The 19,576-nt window shown below is 71.0% G+C and carries 15 protein-coding genes; 5 read left to right on the plus strand and 10 right to left on the minus strand.

What is annotated here, in order from left to right; all coding sequences use genetic code 11:
• A partial coding sequence (gene nifJ / locus HY049_17295) for a pyruvate:ferredoxin (flavodoxin) oxidoreductase (GenBank protein MBI3450655.1) occupies window positions 1-3,082 on the minus strand: 3,082 nt, incomplete at its 3' end.
• A 230-nt stretch (window positions 3,083-3,312) separates the two neighbouring features.
• On the opposite strand from nifJ, the gene HY049_17300 reads away from it, so the two are divergent.
• Complete coding sequence (locus tag HY049_17300) at window positions 3,313-5,514, plus strand: SpoIIE family protein phosphatase (GenBank protein ID MBI3450656.1); 2,202 nt, start codon at window positions 3,313-3,315, stop codon at window positions 5,512-5,514.
• A 72-nt stretch (window positions 5,515-5,586) separates the two neighbouring features.
• Here HY049_17300 and HY049_17305 read toward each other — a convergent pair whose 3' ends face one another.
• From HY049_17305 to HY049_17340, 8 genes are all read right to left on the minus strand, one after another.
• On the minus strand, window positions 5,587-6,678 hold the full coding sequence (locus HY049_17305) for a DUF4097 family beta strand repeat protein (protein MBI3450657.1): 1,092 nt from the start codon (window positions 6,676-6,678) through the stop codon (window positions 5,587-5,589).
• Between the two features lie 83 nt (window positions 6,679-6,761).
• Window positions 6,762-8,075, minus strand: coding sequence for a TolC family protein (locus HY049_17310; GenBank protein MBI3450658.1), 1,314 nt, complete (start codon window positions 8,073-8,075; stop codon window positions 6,762-6,764).
• Window positions 8,072-9,172 (minus strand): ABC transporter permease, encoded by a 1,101-nt coding sequence (locus tag HY049_17315; GenBank protein MBI3450659.1) that lies wholly within the window; start codon window positions 9,170-9,172, stop codon window positions 8,072-8,074. Before HY049_17315 ends, HY049_17310 begins: the two co-directional genes overlap by 4 nt.
• Window positions 9,169-10,131 carry an ABC transporter ATP-binding protein gene (locus HY049_17320; protein MBI3450660.1) on the minus strand — a complete coding sequence of 321 codons (963 nt, stop codon included), beginning with the start codon at window positions 10,129-10,131 and terminating at the stop codon, window positions 9,169-9,171. The genes HY049_17315 and HY049_17320 overlap by 4 nt, the downstream gene beginning before the upstream one ends.
• A complete protein-coding gene (locus HY049_17325) occupies window positions 10,128-11,093 on the minus strand; it encodes an HlyD family efflux transporter periplasmic adaptor subunit (protein MBI3450661.1) in 966 nt (321 codons plus the stop codon). Before HY049_17325 ends, HY049_17320 begins: the two co-directional genes overlap by 4 nt.
• Window positions 11,090-11,767, minus strand: a complete 678-nt coding sequence (locus HY049_17330) for a TetR/AcrR family transcriptional regulator (GenBank protein ID MBI3450662.1) — start codon at window positions 11,765-11,767, stop codon at window positions 11,090-11,092. The genes HY049_17325 and HY049_17330 overlap by 4 nt, the downstream gene beginning before the upstream one ends.
• A gap of 79 nt (window positions 11,768-11,846) precedes the next feature.
• Window positions 11,847-12,173 carry a hypothetical protein gene (locus HY049_17335; GenBank protein ID MBI3450663.1) on the minus strand — a complete coding sequence of 109 codons (327 nt, stop codon included), beginning with the start codon at window positions 12,171-12,173 and terminating at the stop codon, window positions 11,847-11,849.
• A gap of 9 nt (window positions 12,174-12,182) precedes the next feature.
• Complete coding sequence (locus HY049_17340; GenBank protein ID MBI3450664.1) at window positions 12,183-12,380, minus strand: hypothetical protein; 198 nt, start codon at window positions 12,378-12,380, stop codon at window positions 12,183-12,185.
• 33 nt (window positions 12,381-12,413) lie between these two features.
• Between HY049_17340 and HY049_17345 the strand changes: the two genes are divergently transcribed.
• From HY049_17345 to HY049_17360, 4 genes are read left to right on the plus strand one after another with little or no spacing between them, the layout of a single operon-like run.
• Window positions 12,414-13,019, plus strand: coding sequence for a DedA family protein (locus HY049_17345; protein ID MBI3450665.1), 606 nt, complete (start codon window positions 12,414-12,416; stop codon window positions 13,017-13,019).
• Window positions 12,920-13,798: a hypothetical protein gene (locus HY049_17350; protein ID MBI3450666.1), complete on the plus strand. Its 879-nt coding sequence runs from the start codon at window positions 12,920-12,922 to the stop codon at window positions 13,796-13,798. The genes HY049_17345 and HY049_17350 overlap by 100 nt, the downstream gene beginning before the upstream one ends.
• Window positions 13,795-16,434, plus strand: coding sequence for a bifunctional lysylphosphatidylglycerol flippase/synthetase MprF (gene mprF / locus HY049_17355; protein MBI3450667.1), 2,640 nt, complete (start codon window positions 13,795-13,797; stop codon window positions 16,432-16,434). The genes HY049_17350 and mprF overlap by 4 nt, the downstream gene beginning before the upstream one ends.
• Window positions 16,431-18,044 carry a virulence factor family protein gene (locus HY049_17360; protein ID MBI3450668.1) on the plus strand — a complete coding sequence of 538 codons (1,614 nt, stop codon included), beginning with the start codon at window positions 16,431-16,433 and terminating at the stop codon, window positions 18,042-18,044. The genes mprF and HY049_17360 overlap by 4 nt, the downstream gene beginning before the upstream one ends.
• 10 nt (window positions 18,045-18,054) lie before the next feature.
• Here HY049_17360 and HY049_17365 read toward each other — a convergent pair whose 3' ends face one another.
• Window positions 18,055-19,557 (minus strand): DegQ family serine endoprotease, encoded by a 1,503-nt coding sequence (locus HY049_17365; protein MBI3450669.1) that lies wholly within the window; start codon window positions 19,555-19,557, stop codon window positions 18,055-18,057.
• Window positions 19,558-19,576 lie beyond the last annotated feature (19 nt).

Genomic DNA, 19,576 nt, shown 5'->3' on the forward strand with positions numbered 1-19,576 from the left:
CGAATTTCGCCGCGGCGCCGAGGGGCGTCGCCTTCGATTGCTGGCCGCCGGTGTTCGAGTAGACCTCGGTGTCGAGGACGAGGATGTTCACGTTCCGCCCCGACGCCAGGACATGGTCCAGGCCGCCGAACCCGATGTCGTAGGCCCAGCCGTCCCCCCCGACGATCCACACGGTCTTGCGGACGAGGTAGTCGGCGAGCAGCTCGAGCCGGCGCGCGGCCGGAAGGGAGATCGCGGCCAGGCGCCGCCGCAGCTCCACGACGCGCGCGCGCTGCTCCGCAATCTGAGCCTCCCCGTCCATCTCCGCCGTGTCGAGCGCGGCGGCGAGATCCTCGCCGATCCTCGAGGCGAGGGAGCGCAGGAGAGCCTTCGCGTGCGACGCGTGCCCGTCGAGCGCGAGGCGGAATCCCAGGCCGAACTCGGCGTTGTCCTCGAAGAGGGAGTTCGCCCACGCCGGCCCGCGCCCGTCTCGGTTCGTGGTGTACGGCGTCGTGGGGAGGTTGCCGCCGTAGATCGACGAGCAGCCGGTGGCGTTCGCGATGAGAGCGCGATCCCCGAAGAGCTGCGTGAGGAGCTTGATGTAGGGGGTCTCGCCGCAACCCGCGCACGCGCCGGAGTACTCGAAGAGGGGCTCGAGGAACTGCGATCCCTTCACGTCGAGCTTGAGCGAGGCCCGGTCGGCCTCGGGGAGCGCGAGGAAGAATGTGTCGTTCGCGCGCTCCGTCTCCCGCAGCGGCGCGTGGGCCGCCATGTCGATCGCCTTGTGCTTCGGGTTCGACTTGTCCTTCGCGGGGCAGACCATCACGCAGAGCGTGCACCCCGTGCAGTCGTCGGGGGCGACCTGGATCGAGTAGCGGAGCCCGTGGGCCTCGGGGGCGCGGTAGTCGGTGCTCTTGAACGCGGCCGGCGCCTTCGCGAGATGCTCGGAAGGATAGATCTTCGCCCGGATGGCCGCGTGGGGGCAGATGAGAGCGCACTTGTTGCACTGGATGCAGACGGCCTCGTCCCAGACGGGAATCTGTGGCGCGATGGCGCGCTTCTCCCACTTCGACGTCCCCATGGGCCACGTGCCGTCCACCGGGAAGGCGCTCACCGGCAGGAGGTCGCCCTGGTTCGCCATCATCAGCGCCGTGACGCGCTTCACGAAGTCGGGGGCGACCGCAGAGACGATCGGGGGAAGAGGGGCTGCGCCCGCGCGCCGGCCCGAGAGATCCACGGCGTGCAGGCGGGCGAGCGTGGCGTCGACCGCCTCGAAGTTCTTGCGGACGACCTCCTCCCCCTTCTTCGCGTAGCTCTTCCGGATCGCGTCCTTGATCTTCGCGATCGCCTCGTCGCGCGGAAGCACACCCGACACGGCGAAGAAGCAGGTCTGCATGATGGTGTTGATGCGGCCGCCCATCCCCGCCTCGCGGGCGACGACCGAGGCGTCGATGACGTGGAGCTTCAGGTTCCGCTCGAGAATCTTCTCCTGCGCCTCGCGGGGAAGTGTGTCCCAGATCGCGTCCGGACCCCGCGTGGAGTTGATCAGCACGACCGCACCGTCCGCGGCGACGTCGAGGAGATCTATTCGCGAGAGGAAGTCCTCCTGGTGGCACGCGACGAAGCTGGCGCGGCGAATCAGGTAGGACGATCGGATCGGGCGCGGGCCGAACCTCAGGTGCGAGATCGTCACCGCCCCGGACTTCTTGGAGTCGTAGACGAAGTAACCCTGCGCGTGGTTCGGCGTCTCCTCCCCGATGATCTTGATCGAGTTCTTGTTGGCCCCCACGGTGCCGTCGGCGCCGAGGCCGTAGAAGACGGCTCGCACGACGTCGGCCGGCTCGATGTCGAACTCCGGGTCGTACGGGAGCGACGTGTTCGAGACGTCGTCCTGAATGCCGATCGTGAACCGCCGTTTCGGCGTGGCCGACGCGAGATCGTCGCAGATCGCCTTGGCCATCGCCGGCGTGAACTCCTTCGATGAGAGGCCGTATCGGCCCCCCGTCACGGCCGGCTCGGAGGTGAAGCGCGTCGCCCCGTCGGCGAACGCCTCGTGGAGGGCCGCGACGACGTCGAGGAACAGGGGATCGCCGACGGCGCCGGGCTCTTTCGTGCGATCGAGCACGGCGATCCGGCGCGTGGTCACGGGGAGCGCCGCGACGAGGGCCGCCGTCGAAAAGGGACGGAAGAGGCGCACCTTGACCAGCCCCACCTTCTCGCCGCGCGCGGCGAGCCACTCGATCGTCTCGTGGGCCGTCTCGGCCCCCGATCCCATCATCACGAGCACACGCTCCGCCTCGGGGTGCCCGACGTAATCGAAGAGGCGGTAGCACCGGCCCGTCAGGGCGCCGAACCGATCCATCGTTCGCTGAACCACGTCGCCGCACGCGGCGTAATAGGGCGTGCACGCCTCGCGCGCCTGGAAGAAGGTGTCCGGGTTCTGGGCGGCGCCGCGGAGGACGGGATGATCCGGCGTGAGGGCCCTGCGGCGGTGATCGGCGACGCGCTCCTCGTCGATCATGAAGCGCAGGTCGTCGTCGGTGAGCGTCTCGATCTTCGCGACCTCGTGGGAGGTCCGGAAACCGTCGAAGAAGTGGAGGAACGGGATGCGCGCGGCGAGGGTCGCGGCGTGCGCGACGCAGGCGAAGTCGTGCGCCTCCTGCACGGAGCCCGCGGCGAGGAAGGCGAAGCCAGTCTGCCGGCAGGCCATCACGTCGGAGTGGTCGCCGAAGATCGACAGGGCATGGGTCGCGAGGGTGCGGGCCGACACGTGCATGCAGAACGAGGTCAGCTCCCCCGCGATCTTGTACATGTTGGGGATCATCAGGAGGAGACCCTGCGACGCCGTGAAGGTCGTCGTCAGGGCGCCGGCCTGGAGCGCGCCGTGAACCGCGCCGGCCGCGCCTCCCTCCGACTGCATCTCGATAACCTCGGGGACCGCCCCCCAGACGTTCGCGCGGCCGTGCGCCGACCACTCGTCGGCGAGCTCCCCCATGGTCGAGGACGGGGTGATCGGGTAGATCGCGATCACCTCGCTGACGCGGTGGGCGACGGAGGCGGCGGCCTCGTTTCCGTCGAGAGTGGACATCGATCGAGCGGCCATGCCGACCCCCCTGACTGCGGTTCTCCCGTGAGAATGAAATCCAGACATACGGAACAGCAAGGGGGGTGCCATGCGACGCAGGGGTGCGGGAAGGGCCACCCCTTGCCCCATCGCACGTTGGCCGGGCGTCGGGGCGGCGCGGGTGCGTCACTTCGCGCTCTGCGCGCAGTTCCTCACCTCCGGCCAGGCGGTCGATCTAGAATCAGCGCCCCGACTTCGAGGAGGAGAGAGTGACGGACCGCGCGCAGCTTCCCGGCGGGATAGGATTCCGCGCCAGGCTTCGACGCCTCATGCCGAGGGTGGCCCTCGTCTTCTGCCTGCTCGTCGCGGCGAAGGGGGCCCTCGCCCTGCTCGGGGTCGCTCCGGCCTCGAGACTCCGCGGGTTCGTCGACGGCCTGACAATCCTGAGCGGCCTTCTCGCCGCGGGCTACTACGTCCCCAAGGGCGTGCGCTGGCTCTGGCGGAAAACGCTGTGGCGGGTGCGGCGCCGGCTGGTCATCACGTATCTGTTCGTCGGTCTCACGCCGATCGTCCTGATGGCTTCGCTCGGGATCCTCGCGGGGTTCGTCGCCTCCGCGGAGGGGATGGCCGCCGCCGTGCGGCAGCAGCTCCGGTCCCTCGAGACGCAGGCGGCCGCCTCCGCGCGGCGCATCGCCGCCCGGCTCGCGTCCATCGATCCCGCGGACGCCGGCGTGGACGGCGTCGTGGCGCGCGAAGGCGAGGCGCTTCGCGATCTCCTTCCCGGCGCGCGCCTCGAGGCCTGGATCGCCGGCGCCGGCGCCGCGGGGTCGCGCGCGCGCGCGGTCTCCCGACCCGACGAGGCGGACGCACGGCCCCTCGGCGGCGACGACGGCGACGGGGCGCCCCTCCCCGCCTGGATCCCGAATGGAACGTTCGAGGGGCTGGTCTTCGTCCCGCCGGTGGACGAGTCGACCCGGTTCGGCTCGGGGACGATCCGGGCGATCGCGACGCAGGGAGGCGCGCACGGGGCCGTGACCGTGCTCGTGTCGGTGCCGATGAGCCGGTCGCTCGTCACGCGCCTGAGAGATGCCTCGCGCGTCGAGGTGCACCCGTACTTCGACCGGTCCCGCGTCAAGGTCGAGGAGTCGAGCATCGAGATCCCCGAGCCGGAGCGCCCGCCCGCCGCCGCGAGGAAGTCCGCCGCCCGCATCAGCATCGACGGCCAGGACATTCCGGCGAACGCGATCGATCAGCTCGGCGAGCCGCTCCCCGATGTCCCCTACCCTGTCATCGTTCCCGCCACCGACTGGGGCACCGGCAAGAGAGAGGACCGCGTCGCCTTCCTCTTCCCCTGGTCGTGGTCGCAGGCGGCCTCCCAGGTGCTCGGCGGGACGGAGATCGGCCGCATCTGGAAGATCGCGCTCGTCGCCGTCGCGCTGGTCTTCCTCCTCTTCGAGCTGATGGCGCTCCTCGCGGCGGTGCTCATCACGCGGGAGGTGACGGGCACGGTGCACGAGCTCCACCTCGCCACCGTCGCGGTGCGCCGCGGAGACTTCACCCACCGCGCGCGCAAGACGTCCCACGATCAGCTCGGCGAGCTGGCCGACGCATTCAACGACATGGCGGGGCACATCGGCGAGCTGCTCGACGAGCGCGTGGTGCGCGAGAGGCTCGAGCGCGAGGTGGAGATCGCGGCGGAGGTCCAGTCGAAGCTCTTCCCCCGAGCGCTCCCCGCGCTGTCGTCGGCGGAGATCACCGGAGAGTGCCGGGCCGCCCGCGGCGTCGCGGGCGACTACTTCGACTACATCACGGTGGCCCCGGGGCTGATCGCCATCGCCCTCGCCGACGTCTCGGGCAAGGGGATCTCCGCCTCCCTCCTGATGTCCAACCTCCAGGCGTCCCTGAGGGCGCAGGCCGGAATGCTCTCCGAGATCCCGGCGCGGCCCGTCGTCGCCGCCGGCGCCCCGCCCGGATCGCAGAGCGCGGGGGCGGTGGCGCTCCTCGCGTCGCGCCTGAACGCGCAGCTGTGCCGGGCCACCGACATCAACCGCTACGCCACTCTCTTCCTGGCCCTCTACGACGAGGGGTCGCGGGCCCTGCGGTACACGAACGCCGGACACAACGCGGCGATTCTCGTGCAGGAGGACGGATCGGTGACGCGGCTATCGCGGGGGGGGACGATCGTCGGCGCGTTCGAGGGAGCCTCCTACGAGGAGGCGGGCGCGGTGCTCAGCCGCGGCGCGATCGTCGTCGTCTTCTCGGACGGCATCAGCGAGGCAACGAACGCGGCGGGGGACGAGTTCGGAGAGGATCGCATCGCCACCCTCGCCGTCGCCAACCGGCATCGCAGCGCCGAGCAGATTCGGGACGGCCTCTTCTCGGCGGTGGACGCGTGGTCCGAGGGACTGGAGCGCAACGACGACCAGACTCTCGTGGTGCTGAGGGCGACGGCCGCGGCCGGCGGGCGTTGACCTGCGGGTGGGTCGGGGCTCTCCGCCGGGGGGAGGAGGGGGGAAAGCGGAGAGCCCCTCGAAGAATTTTCCCTAGCGAGACGGCTCGACGACGAGATCGCCGCTGCCGGTCTCCACGCTGATGCGGATGCGGCCGTCCCCGCGCCGGTAGCCCACGACCGTCCGATCCTTGAGGATGGGCTCCGCGTCGCGGAAGCGGCTCTGGATGTCGCCGCTCCCCTGGTCGGCGCGGACCTCGAAGCCCGAGTCGGGATCGAGCTCGAGCCTCACGTCGCCGCTGCCGGTGTCGGCCTTCACGCGCGCGAGGCGCGCGCCGCGCGCCTGGAGGTGGATGTTTCCGGAGCCGCTGTCGGCGACCACCTCGGAGACGTCGGCGTCCTCCACCTGAACGTCGCCGGAGCCGGAATCGGTGGCGATGCGGTCGGCCTTCGCGCCGCGGATCGTGATGTCGCCGGAGCCGACGTCGCACGAGAGAGAGCCGCCGTCGAAGGCGGAGATCGTGCAGTCGCCGCTGCCGGTGTCGCATTTCAGATCACCGCCCACGTCCGACACCTTCACGTCCCCCGAGCCCGTGTCCGCCCGGATCGAGCCGCGCACCCTCTCGAGCACGATGTCGCCGCTCGAGGTGTCGAACAGGATCTTCCCCTCCGCCCCGGTCCCCTCGAGCTTGCCGACCAGGTTTCGAAAGGTCGCCTCGACCGCGCGCTTCGGGATCTGGATCTCCACGTCGGCGTACAGGAGCGTCCCGGAGCTGGAGCTCACCTTCGCCTTGTGACCGTCGTACTTCGTCGTGGTGTTCGACCCGCCGAAGAGGCCGGCGAGGAACGACATGCCGTCGTCCGAGCGATGGCCGGGGTAGCGGATCGTGTCGTAGTCCGAGAGGGGGTAGCGCACGCGAAGGGTCGGCGTCCCGTCGTCCCCCGTCACCTGCAGGAACTGGACGCCTGCGGCCGCGGCGGCGTCCTCGGCGTGCACCGTGGCCGTGGCCACGACCCGATCCGACGATCCGACGGTGACCCTCATCACCCCCGCGAGGTTCTCGACGGCGAAGGCGCCGTGGACGTCGGCGGGGAGCTCGATCTTCAGCGTTCGCGTGGTCTCGGCGCCGGCCAGGGTGAGCGATGCGGCGGCGACGACCGCCGCGGTTGCGAGTCTGAAGCCCATGGACACCTCCCTCCGATGAAAAACAGGGGCTCCTACGGGCACCGGGAGCCCCGGGTTGCCCCGCGCCCGAAATAAGTCGCGGATCAGGGGGCCGACACGTTCGAAGTCCCAACGGCGAACCGGAGCGCGACCAGCGCGCGCACGCGCGCCACCCTCGCCGCCTCCTCACGTCCCGCGGCGGCCGCGAGGTCCGCGCGCCGCTCGGCGAGCTCCGTCTCGGTCGCCGACCCGGCGCCGTACAGGGCCTCCGCCTGGTCGAGGGCGGCCTGGGCCTGCTCGCGGACCGTTGCGGTGCGCGACTCGTCGAGGGCGGCGATGCGCAGGCCGGTCACGGCCTGGCGCACCTCGGTCTCGACCCTCCGGCCGAGCGCGGCGAGGGTCAGATCCGCCGCGCGCTGCTCCTCGGTCCGGCGCTCGATGACCGCGGTCCGTTCACCGGAATCGAAGAAGGTCCAGCGGAGCCCCGCCTGCAGGCGCGTATCGACCTTCTTGCCGTCGAACCCCTCGACGGTCGATGCGATGACCGCCCCCGAGACGCCCGCGTCGGGGCGGCGGGAGGCCGCGGACGCGACGACCCGCTCCCGCGACGCGGCGGCCCGGCCGCGCGCGGCGCCGACCTCGGTGCGCGCGCCGAGGGCCGTGGCGACGAGCGCGTCGGGATCCAGTTCTCCGGGCGGACCCGGAAGGCCCGCATCGGGGGCCGGCGGAAGGACGGGCACCCGGGCGAGCTGGAGGAGATGGCGAAGCCGCTCCCGTGCGAGGTCCTCGCTCGCGACAGCCGCGTCCCGGGAGCGCGTCGCCGCCTGGACGGCGAGATCGAGCTGCCGGACTCCGAGCGCGCTTCCCTCCCCCGCCGCGAGCCGCTCGCGGCCGAGGCGCGCCTGGGCCGCCGCCCGGTCCAGATCGGCGGCGGCGACCGAGAGGGCCGCCGTCGCCTGGAGCGCGTCGAGGTAGGCGGTCGCCGTCTCGTAGCGCACCTCCGCCTCGACCGTCGCCCGATCCGATCGGGAGGCGTCGATGTCGCGGGAGAGCGCCTCCTGCTCCCGCGCGTGCGAGGGCTGGTAGAAGTCCCAGCGCGCCTCGAGGCGGGCGTCCCCCTGGATCGTGTCCTGGAGCGTGCGCGGGCGCCCCGTGGGGCCTCCGATCTGGACGTCGAGAGCCGTGTTGTTCGTCAGGACCTCCGTCGCCAGATCGAGGGCCGGCCGCGTCCGCGCCCCCTCGGCGCGCCGACGGGCTTCCAGGCCCGCGCGCCCGGCGTCGCTGAGGCCCAGCCGCTCGTCGACGCGCACGGCGCGATCGAGCGCCTCGGCGTACGTGAGCGCGTCGTCCGCGCGCGGCGCCGGCGCGAAGCCTGCGGCGAGAAGAACCGTGACGGCGAGGATCGTGAGCCCTCTCATGCCAGCCTCTTTCTGAATCTCGCGACCGCGAGAGCGAGGACGACGACGAGGAACGCGAGCTGCGGCCACAGCCGCGGCACCACCGCCTCGGCGGGCAGCCCCTTCAGGAGCATGGCCCGGACCATCCTCAGGTAGTGGGTCGCCGGGATGACGCGGGAGACGAGCTGGATCGGCCGCGGCATGGCCGACAGCGGGAACATGAACCCCGACAGGAGGACCGTCGGCAGGAAGAAGAAGAACGCCATCTGCATCGCCTGGAGCTGGTTCTTCGCGAGCGTCGAGAGGAGGAGCCCCGTGGCCAGGTTGGCCACGATGAACACCGACGAGAACAGATACAGGGCGGCGACGCTGCCGTGGATGGGGACGGCGAAGACGAACCTGGCGATCGCCAGGACGATGGTCAGCTCGAAGTAGGCGATCCCGAGATATGGGAGAAGCTTTCCGAAAAGGAACTCGACCTTGCCGACGGGGGTCGTGATGATCATCTCCATCGTGCCGCGCTCCTGCTCGCGCGTCACGGAGAGCACCGTCATCAGCACGAGCGTCAGCGTGAGGATCACCGCGAGGAGACCGGGCACGATGTACCGCGACGACTCGAGGTCGGGGTTGTACCAGGCGCGGCGCGCGAGGGTCACCCGGGGCGCCTCCCCGGAGAGGCGGAGCGACTGGTCGAGCGCCACGGCGGAGGCGGCGTCCATGGCCGCCGAGACCGACATGGGATCGGACGCGTCGAGGAGGACCTGGACCTCCGCCGGCTCCTCGCGGTGGACCCGCCGCGCGTAGTCGTGCGGGATGACGATCGCCACGCCCACCTCCTCGCGCAGCAGCATCGAGCGCGCGACCGACTCGTCGGGGGCGGTGGCGATCGGATCGAAGTAGGTGGTGTTGCGGAAGCGCGCGACGAGGTCCCTCGACTCGCGCGTGCCGGAGGCGTCCGCGATGGCGGTCGGGAGGTGCCGCACGTCGGTGTCGATCGCGTATCCGAAGAGGAGGATCTGGACGATCGGGATCCCGATGATGAGCGCGAGCGTGACCCGATCGCGACGGAGCTGAATGAACTCCTTCCGGCTGACGTGGAGGAGGCGCGTGAGGCTCATCCCGTCATCTCCCTGCGAAGCTCGTCGGCGCTGTGGTGGATGAAGACGTCCTCCAGCGACGGGGCGTCGGCGTCGAGGCGCGTCACGGGGATCCCCGCCGCTTGAAGCGCCGACGCGATGCGCTCGCGGGCCGGCCCCTCGCGCGCGGCCACGACCCGCAGGACCGGGCCGAACGGAGCCACCTGATGCACCCCCGGAAGCCCGCGCAGCAGGATCATCGCCTCGCGCGGAGCGCGCGTCTCGAGGTTGTAGACCGCGATGTCCTTGACGCCGACGAGCTCCGCCGGCGATCCGCGCGCGATGATCCGCCCGTAGACCATGATCGCGATCTCGTGGCAGCGCTCGGCCTCGTCCATGTAATGCGTCGACACGAGAAAGGTCGTCCCGCCGAGGGCGAGGTCCGCGACGAGATCCCAGAACTGGCGGCGCGAGAGCGGATCGACTCCCGCCGTCGGCTCGTCGAGGATCATCAGCGGCGGAGCGTGCAGGAGCGCCGCCGCGAGCGCGAGGCGCTGTTTCCATCCGCCGGAAAGCGAGCCGGCCAGCTCTCGCCGCTTCCACGCGAGCGAGGTCGCGGCGACGATCTCCTCGATCCGTCCCTTCGACCGGCCCCCGGGGACGCCGTACACGCCGGCGAAGAACGCCAGGTTTTCCTCGACGGTGAGGTCCTCGTAGAGGGAGAACCGCTGCGTCATGTAGCCGATCCGCGCCTTCACCTTCTCGGGCTCGCGCGTCACGTCAACCCCGAGCACGGTCGCCGAGCCCGCGGTGGGAGAGAGGATGCCGCAGAGCATGCGGATCGTCGTCGACTTCCCCGAGCCGTTGGGCCCGAGGAATCCGAAGATCTGCCCGCGCCGCACCGTCAGATCGATCCCGCGCACCGCCTGCACGTGGCCGAAGCTGCGCGCGAGACCGCGCGCCTCGATGACGACGTCGTGATCGCCGGACCCGTCGATCATGGGCCGGCCACCTCGGCCGTGACGCCCGGGTGCAGCTCGGTCCCCGCCGGATCGATCGTGACGCGAACGCGGAAGACGAGCCGCGCCCGCTCCCGCGGGGTGAGGATGGCCCTCGGCGTGAACTCCGCCTCGGCCCCCATCTCGGTGACCGTTCCCTGGAACGCGCGATCGCCGAAGCCGTCGACCTTCGCCGGCAGCTTCGACCCGATGCGCAGGGCGGAGAGATCCTCCGGGGCGACGTAGATGTCGACGTATGGCGACGACGCGTCGCCGAGCTTGACGATCGGGCGCCCCGCGGGCACGACCTCGCCCACCTCGTAGTAGGTGTCGAGGACCACCGCGTCGGCCGGAGCCCGGAGCGTCATGCGATCGATGCGCTGGCGCACGATCTCGAGAGCGCGCGTCGCCGCGTCGAGCTCGCCGCGGGCGGCGTCGCGCTGCTCGCGGCGCTCACCGGCCTCGAGAAGCGAAAGGGCCGCCGACGCGCGCTCCGCGTCGTGGACCGACGTCTCCTCCGAGGCGCGCGCCCGATCCACAGCGGCCTGGCTCCCCGCGCCCGCCGCGAGGAGCTTTTCCGCTCGCGCCCTCTCCATTCTCGCGAGAGCGAGGGCCGTGTCGGCGGACTCTTTCCGTGCCCGCGCCTCTCGGACGTCCTCCGTTCTGGACCCGGCGGCCATCTCCCGCACCTTCGCGCCGCGCGAGCCCACCTCCGCCTCGAGCCGTCTCGCCTCGGCCTCGAGGAGCGAGGTGTCGAGCCGCGCGACGTCGTCGCCGGCGTGGACGCGCATCCCCTCGGCCGCCCGGCGCGCCACGAGCCTCTCGGTCTCCATGGGCGCGAGCCGCGTCTCCTTCATCTCGACGGTCCCCGCGTAGGGCCCCTCCTTGAGGGCGGACACCTCCGCGCCCGGAGACGGGCCGGCGGCCCACGACAGGATGAACAGGAAGAGGAGCGTTCGCTTCATCGATCCCCCTTGCGCTTCGAGGCGCGGCGCGGCGCGCGGTAGAGCCCGTCGCGCAGAAGCCGCCGGGTCTCGCCGACGACGGCGCGCCGCGTCGCCGGATTGAGCACGTCGACCCCGTAGGCCCGCAGGACGGGTCGGAACAGATGCCAGTAGAGGAAGAGCGAGGAGCAGAGAGCCGCCTGGATCCGGGGCGGGCCGCGCCGGACGGTCCCGGAGCGCTGGCCGCGCCTCAGCAGAGCCTCGAGCCTCCGAAGGCGCGGAAGGAGGAGACGCCCCGAGATGTCCCGAAGCCGCGGGCCGTCGCGCGACAGCTCGCGGAGCATCAGTCGCGGCATCACGTCGAACGCGGCGAGCCTCGCGTGCGCCGCGTCGATCAGCGCCTCGAGCGCGACGGGCTCCGCGCCGGCCGCGACGCCTTCGGCCCGCGCCGCAATCGTCGGATCGAACTCCGAGATGACGTCGAACAGGACGGCCGCCTTGAGCGCCTCCTTCGACCCGAAGTAGTAGTAGATCTGGCTGAGGTTCACGCCGGCGCGCGCCGCGATGTCGCGGATCGACACGTTGTCGGAGCCCCTCTCGAGCATCAGGTCCCGCGTCGAGCGCAGGAGGACCTTCCGGGGCGCCGTCGTCGCGGCGGTCCGCACCGTCCTGGTCGCAAGAGCCCGGGCCGCCATGCAGCCTCCTCAATCGAACGATTGATTGATTCTACCGGCGCGCCGAGGCGGGGTCAAGCGGAATCGGGGGCCTGCCGGACTACTCGGCGAGGAGGGACGCCAGGGCCTTTTCGAACGCGAGCGCCTCGTCGCTCCCCTCCCGGGTCTCGCCCGCGTGCCGGAGGCGCAGCCGCCCCAGCCGGTCCACGAGATAGATGGACGGCCAGACCTCGTTGCGGAGCGCGTCCCACATCCTGAAGTCGTTGTCGAGAACGACCGGGTAGGAGACGCCGAGCCGCTTCACCTCGGCGCGGACGTTGGCCGGGACCCTTTCCCGAGCGAACTCGGGCGCGTGCACGCCGACGATCGTCAGCCCGCGATCTCGGAACCGCCGGTCAAGCGACGCCACCCACGGCAGCGATCTCACGCAGTTGATTCACCCGAAGGTCCAGACGTCGAGAAGGACGACCTTTCCCCTGAGGTCCGACATCCGCAGGGGCGACGCGTTGATCCACGCCTCCGGGCTGGATGTCGGGAACTCCGGAGCCGGACGGAACGAGGAGGGATCGGCCGTCGCCGCGGCGAGCGCGAGGGCGGCGACGGACAGGGCCAGCCGATGGGATCCCGATATCAAGTCGCACCTCCGCGGGTTCGCGGCTATTCTACGGTGTCGGGCGCCCGCCCGGCCAGGGAGCCATCACTGGAACAGTTCCTCACCAACTGGGGTCTCATCGCCGTCTTCGCCGCGGCGATCGTCGAGGGGGACGTGTCGCTCGTCCTCGCGGGGTTCGTGGCCCGCATGGGATTCACGACGCTTCCGGCGACGGTCCTCATCGCCGCACTGGGCCTGCTGATCACGGACACCTTCTGGTTCGGCCTGGGTCGGTGGCGGTCCGGGTGGGTCCGCGGGACGAGGCTCTACGCCCGGGCGGAGCCGACGGTCCGCGCGGTCGCCGAGAGGCTCGGGCCGAGACAGATCATCCTCTCCCGCTTCGTGTACGGGACGAGGCTGCCGACGATGTTCTTCTGGGGTGTGCTCGGGCTATCCTTCACGCGGTTCTTCCTGCTGGACGTGTTCGGATGCCTCCTCTGGTCAACCCTCCTCGCCGGGGCCGGATTCGCCCTGAGCGAGAGCGCCTCCGCCCTGGTCGGCGAGGTGAAGAGAGTGGAGATATGGCTGCTGACCGCCTTGATTGCCGGAGTCCTCGTCCTCCTCGTCATGCGCCTCATCGCGCGACGGCGGCGCGTTTCGTCTCCGCAGCCCTCACCCTGACGCTCGGCCTCCCCCTCGCCGGCGCCGCCGGCCGAACCCCCGCGAACGCCGTCGTCAGGACGAGCCGCGGAGAGTTCAATCTCCTCGTCTACGCCCCGCGCGTCGAGACGGCGGCCACGACCGCTCCCGTCCCGGCGGACGACAAACCGCTCGTCCTCCTCGTCTCGGGCGAGGGGGGGTGGCGCAAGTTCGACGTGCTCGTGGCCGGATTCCTGAGCGACGCCGGCTACTGGGTCGGCGGCATCGACGCGATGAAGTACTTCTGGGAGGCGCAGGACGATCGCCAGGCGCTCGCGGCGGACGTCCGCGCGTACGTGGACACCCTCGCCGCCGCGGCGGGGCGAAGGCCCGGAGCCCCGGTCGTCCTCGCCGGCTTTTCGTTTGGCGCCGATCTCGCCCCCTGGGTCGCCGGGGCCGGGGGATGGAACGACCGGGTCCTCGGCATGATTCTCATGGGTCCGGACGCGACCGGGAGCCTCCAGTTCCGCATCCTCGAGATCATGGGGTTCGAGCCGAAGGAGCACATCTTTTCGGTGGCCGACGCGCTCGCGACCGCCCGCGGCGTCCCCGTCCTCTTCCTGCACGGCGAGAAGGACACCGATTCCGCCGCGCCGAGCCTCGTCGCCGGCGCCGGCGAGCCCAAGAGAATCGTCATCGTTCCGGGCGCGGACCACCACTTCTCCGGGAAGGAGGACGCGCTTCACGCCGAGATTCTCGGCGCCCTCGACTGGATTCGCGCGCAGAGGGGCGCGGCGGCGGGAGCGGCGAAGGAGAGATGAGCGGTCCCGCCATCGAGGAGCGCCCGGAGATCCGGGACGCGGCAGATCCCGGGGAGCCCGCGTCCGACGGGACGGGGTCGCAGCGTTTCTTTCTCGCGGCCTTCCTCACCCGCCTGGCCCCGTTCTGGCCGTGGGTCATCCTCGGCGGCCTCTCGTGGCTCGGCTGGCAGGAGCTGCGGGACATCGATCTCGCGACCGTCCGTTCCCTCGTCCGCGACACCGACCCGAACCTGCTCGTCGTCATCCTCGGGGTGACCGCGATCAACCTCGCCCTGTGCGGTCTCTACGACGTCGTCGCCCTGGGCCCGCGGCGCTTCGCGCCGAAGCTCGCGGCCCGATGGAGCGTCGGGGTCGTGAGCTTCGCCTGGAGCAATTTCCTGACGGTCGGCCCCCTCGCCGGCCCCGCCCTGCGTCTCTGGCTCTACCGGCCGATGAACGTCGACGGCGCCCGCGCGCGGTCGGCGCTGGCGATCATCCTCCTGAGCTTTTCCCTGGTGCTCCTGGCCCTCTCCGCCGCGGTCAGCGTCCCCCTCCCCTCCGCATACGACACGCCCATCGCCCGCGCGGCCCTCGCGGTCCCCGCGCTCGGGCTCGCCGCTGGGGCGCTCGCCGGGGCGAGGAAGATCAAGATCGTCCCCGAGGCCATCCGCCGATGGGACGGAAGCCCCCTCGCGATGACGATCGTCGCCGCCGTCGACTGGCTCCTCGCGTGGCTCGTCTTTCACCTGACGATGACGGGGATGCTCCGCGACGTGGACGTGAAGGAATCGCTCTCGGCCTTCTTCCTCGGGCAGCTCATCGGCCTTGTGACGTTCATCCCCGGCGGCCTCGGCTCGGCCGACTTGTACTGGACCGTCTCCCTGACCGCGGCGAGCGGGTCGCGGGATCACGTCGTCGCGGCGCTGATCCTCTACCGCGTCCTCTTCTACGTCATCCCGTGGGCCATCGCGACGCTCGTCCTCGTCGGGCGCCTCGTGCGGACCGGCAAGCGCACCGGGGCCTTCATCCGGACCGCCATGGCCTCGTACACGTTTCTCTGCGGGGCGGTGCTCCTGGCCAGCGCGGCCACCCCGGCGCTGGCCGCCCGCGCGCACCTCCTCACCAAGAGCGTCCCGCTCGCACTCATCGACATCTCGTACGGCCTGTCGATCGTCCTCGGATTCCTGCTCCTCGTGATCTCGCGCGGCCTGGCCCGCGGCTACCGATCCAGCCACAAGCTCGCGCTGGCGCTCTTCCTCGCCGGAAGCTTCACGACGTTCCTGAAAGGGCTGGACTTCGAGGAGGCGCTCTTCTCGCTCTCCGCCGCCGCCTTCCTGCTCATCTTCCAGCAGTCGTTCGTGAAGACGGGACGGCTGCGCCCGCCGGTGGAGTTCATCGTCTCGGTGGGCCTCTTCGCCGTCGTCTTCTTCGGCGCGATCGGGTACGGCTCGCTCTCCGACCTGCCGAACTCGGCGCCGCCGCTCCGGCGCCTCGAGTACCTCCCCTACGAGCACCGGTTCCTCAAGGGGCTCTTCGTCCTCTCCTCGATCGCGGCGATCGTCACGCTTCACTTCACGCTGAGGGCGCGCCCGCACGATCGGATGCCGGCCGATCCGGAGATCGACGAGGCGCTGCGCCGCGCGAGGAGCTACGGGCGCGGCACCAACCCCCTGATGGTCGCCGGGGGGGACAAGGCGATCTTCTCCGCGCCGGCGGCGGGAGGCGACGGCGGCGAGGGGGAGGGATTCATCGCCTACCGCACCTCGGGGAAGTTCGTCGTCGGCTACTCCGACCCCGTCTGCCCGCCGGGGAAGGAGCGCGAGATCCTCTCCGCGTTCCTGGATCACGCGTCGGCCTCCGATCGCGACGCGATCCTCTATCAGATATCCGCCGCGTTCCTTCCCGTGGCCCACGACTTCGGCTTCAGCTTCTTCAAGCTCGGCGAGGAGGCGATCGTCGACCTTCACCGGTTCGATCTGAAAGGAAACAAGGCGAAGACGTGGCGCAGCGCCGTCAACGGCGCCGAGAGGGCGGGGGCGCGGTTCGAGATCCTCGAGGGAGAGGCGCTGCTGAAGGTGATGCCCGAGCTGCGCGAGGTCTCCGACGACTGGCTCGCGCACAAGCACATCGTCGAGAAGCGGTTCTCGGTCGGGCGGTTCGACGCGCAGTACCTCCGCCGGTTCCCGTGCGCGGTCGTCCGGAACGCCGCGGGCCGGATCGAGGCGTTCGCGAACATCCTCGAGGGTCCCGCAGGGGGAGAGATCTCCGTGGACCTGATGCGCTACCGCGCCCAGGAGGAGGCGGGCGCCGACGCGCTGCCCAACGTGATGGACTACCTTTTCATCCGGCTCATCCTCCTCGGCAAGGAGCGCGGCTACTCCCGCTTCAACCTCGGGATGGCGCCTCTCGCCGCCGTGGGCGAGGAGCGGTGGGCCCGGCCGTTCGAGAGGCTGGCCCATTTCTTCTTCCGCCACGGAGAGCACTGGTACAACTACCAGGGGCTGAGGCGCTACAAGGAAAAATTCGATCCGGTGTGGGAGCCCCGCTACATGGCCTACCCCCGCCCGTGGGACTGGCCGCTCGCCACGACCAGCACCGCGGTCCTCATCGCAGGGGGCTGGCGAGCGCTTCTCTTTCCCCGAGGTGACAGCGAATGAAGACGACCTGGGCCGCCCTGGCGGTGCTCGTGGCAACGAGCGCCCAGCCGGCGGCGGCGACGAAATCAACGAAGGCCGTCCCGGCCTCCCACTCGACCACGGAAGAGGCGGCGAAGGCCGGCTCCAAGCAGGCTCAGGCCAACGCGGCCGCGGGGTTCGTCGAGGAGTCCATGACGCTTCCGATCTTCGGAAAGACGACCATCTACCGGCCCGAGCCGCTGACGAGAACGCGCGGCGTCATCCTCTTCATCTCCGGCGACGGCGGGTGGAATCTCGGCGTCGTCGACATGGCGCGCCGCTCCGCGTCCCGGGCGCTCGTGGTCGGGCTTTCGATGCCCGTCTGGCAGAAGGCCATCGAAAAGGATCCGGATCACTGCTGGTTTCCGGCCGGCGAGCTCGAGTCGATCGCCCAGACGGTGGAGAAGACGTACCGGCTGCCCCGCTACCTGAAGCCGCTCCTCGTCGGCTACTCGTCCGGGGCGACCGTCGCGTACGCCGCCCTCGCGCAGGCGCCGGCCGAGACCTTCTCCGGCGCGATCAGCCTCGGCTTCTGCGACGACGTCGACGTCGCCCGCCCGGTCTGCGGCCACACGGGTTGGAAACCCGAGTTCGTCCCCAGGAAGCACCTGAGCGTTCTACCGCCGGATCCCGAGATCGCGGCGCGGCTCAACGGCGCGCCGCGGTGGATCGCGCTGCAGGGGCTGGTGGATCAGGTCTGCGACCCGAACGCGGTCGGCGCGTTCGCGGCCAGGATCCCCGCCGCGAAGCGCGTCGATCTCCCGAAGGTGGGGCACGGCTTCTCGGTGCCGCGGAACTGGGGGTCGTCGTTCGACGCCTCGGTCGACGAGATGCTCGACCCCTCGTCCCCCTGGGATCCCCTGCCGGAGTCGGCGCGCCACGTCGTCGTCAATCACTCCCCCGCCGACATCCAGAGCCGCCTGGACGCGCTCGATCTGCCGCTCGAGGTGCAGTGGCCGACGGGCGGCGCGGAGCCGGCCGAGGCTCTCATCTTCGTCTCGGGCGACGGTGGCTGGGCGGACATCGATCAGCGCGTCGCGACGAGCCTCGCCTCGCGCGGGATCGGCGTCGTGGGATGGAACACGCTTCGGTATTTCTGGTCGGAGCGGACCCCGGAAGCGTTCCAGGCGGATCTGGCCCGCGTCATCGACGCGCTCCCCCCGGAGATCCGCGTCTTCGCGGGCGGGTATTCGTTCGGCGCCGAGATCATGCCGGTGGCCGTCTCACGCCGCCCCAGGGGAGAGACCGGGTCGCTGTCGAGGATCTCGGGTCTCGTGCTCCTCGCACCGGGGCCGTTCGCGAGCTTCGAGGTGAGCCCGCTCGACTGGATCCGAACCTCGGAGGCTCCCACGCGCCACCCCGTGGCCGAGGCGATCGGCGCCACGGACGGGATCCCCGTCCTGTGCCTCACGGGGGCTGAGCAGAGCGAGTCGGGGTGTCCCGAGCACCCGACGGCGCGGGTGCGGAACGTGACCCTCGCCGGAGGGCACCACTTCGGCGGCGACTACGAGGCGCTATCGCTGAAGATCGCCGAGTTCATGCGCACGGGCGGGGCGGCCGCCGCGGAGTTTCCGCCCGCCTCCGGCGGTTGAGCCTGAGGGCTCAGGGCTTGATGGAGACGTAGGTCGTCGCGTCGCCGCGCCGGATCAGCAGGAGAACGGGGTGGCCGCGCTTCGCCCCCGCGAGAGCGCTCCGGTAGTCGTTCAACCCCGAGATGGCGCGCCGGTTGATCTCCTTGATGAGATCCCCTTCCTGGAGCCCCGCCTCTTCGGCCGGGCCTCCGCTCTCGACCTCCGACACGATCACGCCGCTCTCCCCCTCCAGGCCGAGCTGCTCCGCGATCTCCCGGCTGAGGGAGCGCACCGTGAAGCCGAGCGCCGGCTCGTCGGGGGGGTGTCCGCCGGCGGGCGCCTTCCCTCCCGGCGCCGGAAGCTCACCGAGGGTGACGGTGAAGGTGCGCGCCTCCCCGTCGCGATAGGCGCCGAGCCGAACCTTCGTCCCCGGCGCCGTCGCCGCGACCCGGTTCCGGAGATCCGAGTTGTTCTTGACCCCCTGGGCGTCCACGGCCGTGATCGCGTCGCCCCGCTTCAGCCCGGCCTCCGCCGCCGGCGCGCCCGGCTGCACCGCGGAGACGAGCGCACCCTCTTTCCCCGGGAGCCCCAGCCCTTCGGCGAGCTCCGGGGTGAGATCCTGGATCGTCATGCCGACCCAGCCGCGCACGACCTTCCCGTTCTTGATGAGCTGATCCATGACGTTGCGGGCCATGTTGATCGGGATGGCGAAGCCGATCCCCTGGCTCCCGCCGGAGCCCGTCACGATCGCCGAGTTGATCCCGACGAGCTGGCCGCGCGTGTTGACGAGCGCGCCGCCGCTGTTGCCGGGATTGATCGCGGCGTCGGTCTGGATGAAGTCCTCGTAATCGGCGAGGCGGAGGTTCGATCTCCCCTTCGCGCTGACGATCCCCGCGGTCACGGTGTGGCCGAGCCTCTCGCTGAAGGGGTTCCCGACCGCGAGCACCCATTCGCCGACCTCGAGGCGATCCGAGTCGCCGAAGGGCACCGTGAGGAGCGACGACCCATCGATCTTGATCACCGCGATGTCGGTGGGAGGATCGGTCCCGAGGACCCTCGCCCCCACGGTCCGGCCGTCCGCGAGGACCACCTCGACCTTGTCGACGCCCTCGACGACGTGGTTGTTCGTGATGATGTAACCGTCCCCGCTCACGACGACCCCCGAGCCGAGGCCGCGCTGGACGTAACGCTCCTCACGGGGGGCGCGCTGCCTTCCGCCGAAGAACTGCTCGAAGAACTCGTCGCCGCCCGGAGAGGATCGCGGGTCGACGCGCACCGTCTTCTGGCTCCGCACCGTCACGACCGCCGGGACGACTTTCTTCGCGACGCCGCGAAAATCCGGAAGGCTCAGGGCGGGCTCCGGCTCCGACGGCGGGAGATCCGGCCCGGGGGAAGCGGGGGCGGCCGCCGCGGGGTGGTCCGGAGCCGGGGACGGGCCCGGGCGCGCGGCGGCGGCGCGGCCCGCGACGAACGCTCCCGTCGTCGCGACGAGAAGGACGGCGCCGAATGCAGCGCCCCTCGCAAGCGTCTTCATGCGCGGTCCTCCGTTTCCT

It is taken from the genome of Acidobacteriota bacterium, from assembly GCA_016195325.1.
Taxonomy (GTDB): domain Bacteria; phylum Acidobacteriota; class Polarisedimenticolia; order JACPZX01; family JACPZX01; genus JACPZX01.

Excerpts from the sequence above, each read along its gene's own strand:
- HY049_17305 (MBI3450657.1), bottom strand. The coding sequence starts at position 6,678 with ATGGGCTTCAGACTCGCAACCGCGGCGGTCGTCGCCGCCGCATCGCTC.
- HY049_17310 (MBI3450658.1), bottom strand. The coding sequence starts at position 8,075 with ATGAGAGGGCTCACGATCCTCGCCGTCACGGTTCTTCTCGCCGCAGGC.
- HY049_17315 (MBI3450659.1), bottom strand. The coding sequence starts at position 9,172 with ATGAGCCTCACGCGCCTCCTCCACGTCAGCCGGAAGGAGTTCATTCAG.
- HY049_17320 (MBI3450660.1), bottom strand. The coding sequence starts at position 10,131 with ATGATCGACGGGTCCGGCGATCACGACGTCGTCATCGAGGCGCGCGGT.
- HY049_17325 (MBI3450661.1), bottom strand. The coding sequence starts at position 11,093 with ATGAAGCGAACGCTCCTCTTCCTGTTCATCCTGTCGTGGGCCGCCGGC.
- HY049_17330 (MBI3450662.1), bottom strand. The coding sequence starts at position 11,767 with ATGGCGGCCCGGGCTCTTGCGACCAGGACGGTGCGGACCGCCGCGACG.
- HY049_17350 (MBI3450666.1), top strand. The coding sequence starts at position 12,920 with ATGGCTGCTGACCGCCTTGATTGCCGGAGTCCTCGTCCTCCTCGTCAT.
- mprF (MBI3450667.1), top strand. The coding sequence starts at position 13,795 with ATGAGCGGTCCCGCCATCGAGGAGCGCCCGGAGATCCGGGACGCGGCA.
- HY049_17360 (MBI3450668.1), top strand. The coding sequence starts at position 16,431 with ATGAAGACGACCTGGGCCGCCCTGGCGGTGCTCGTGGCAACGAGCGCC.
- HY049_17365 (MBI3450669.1), bottom strand. The coding sequence starts at position 19,557 with ATGAAGACGCTTGCGAGGGGCGCTGCATTCGGCGCCGTCCTTCTCGTC.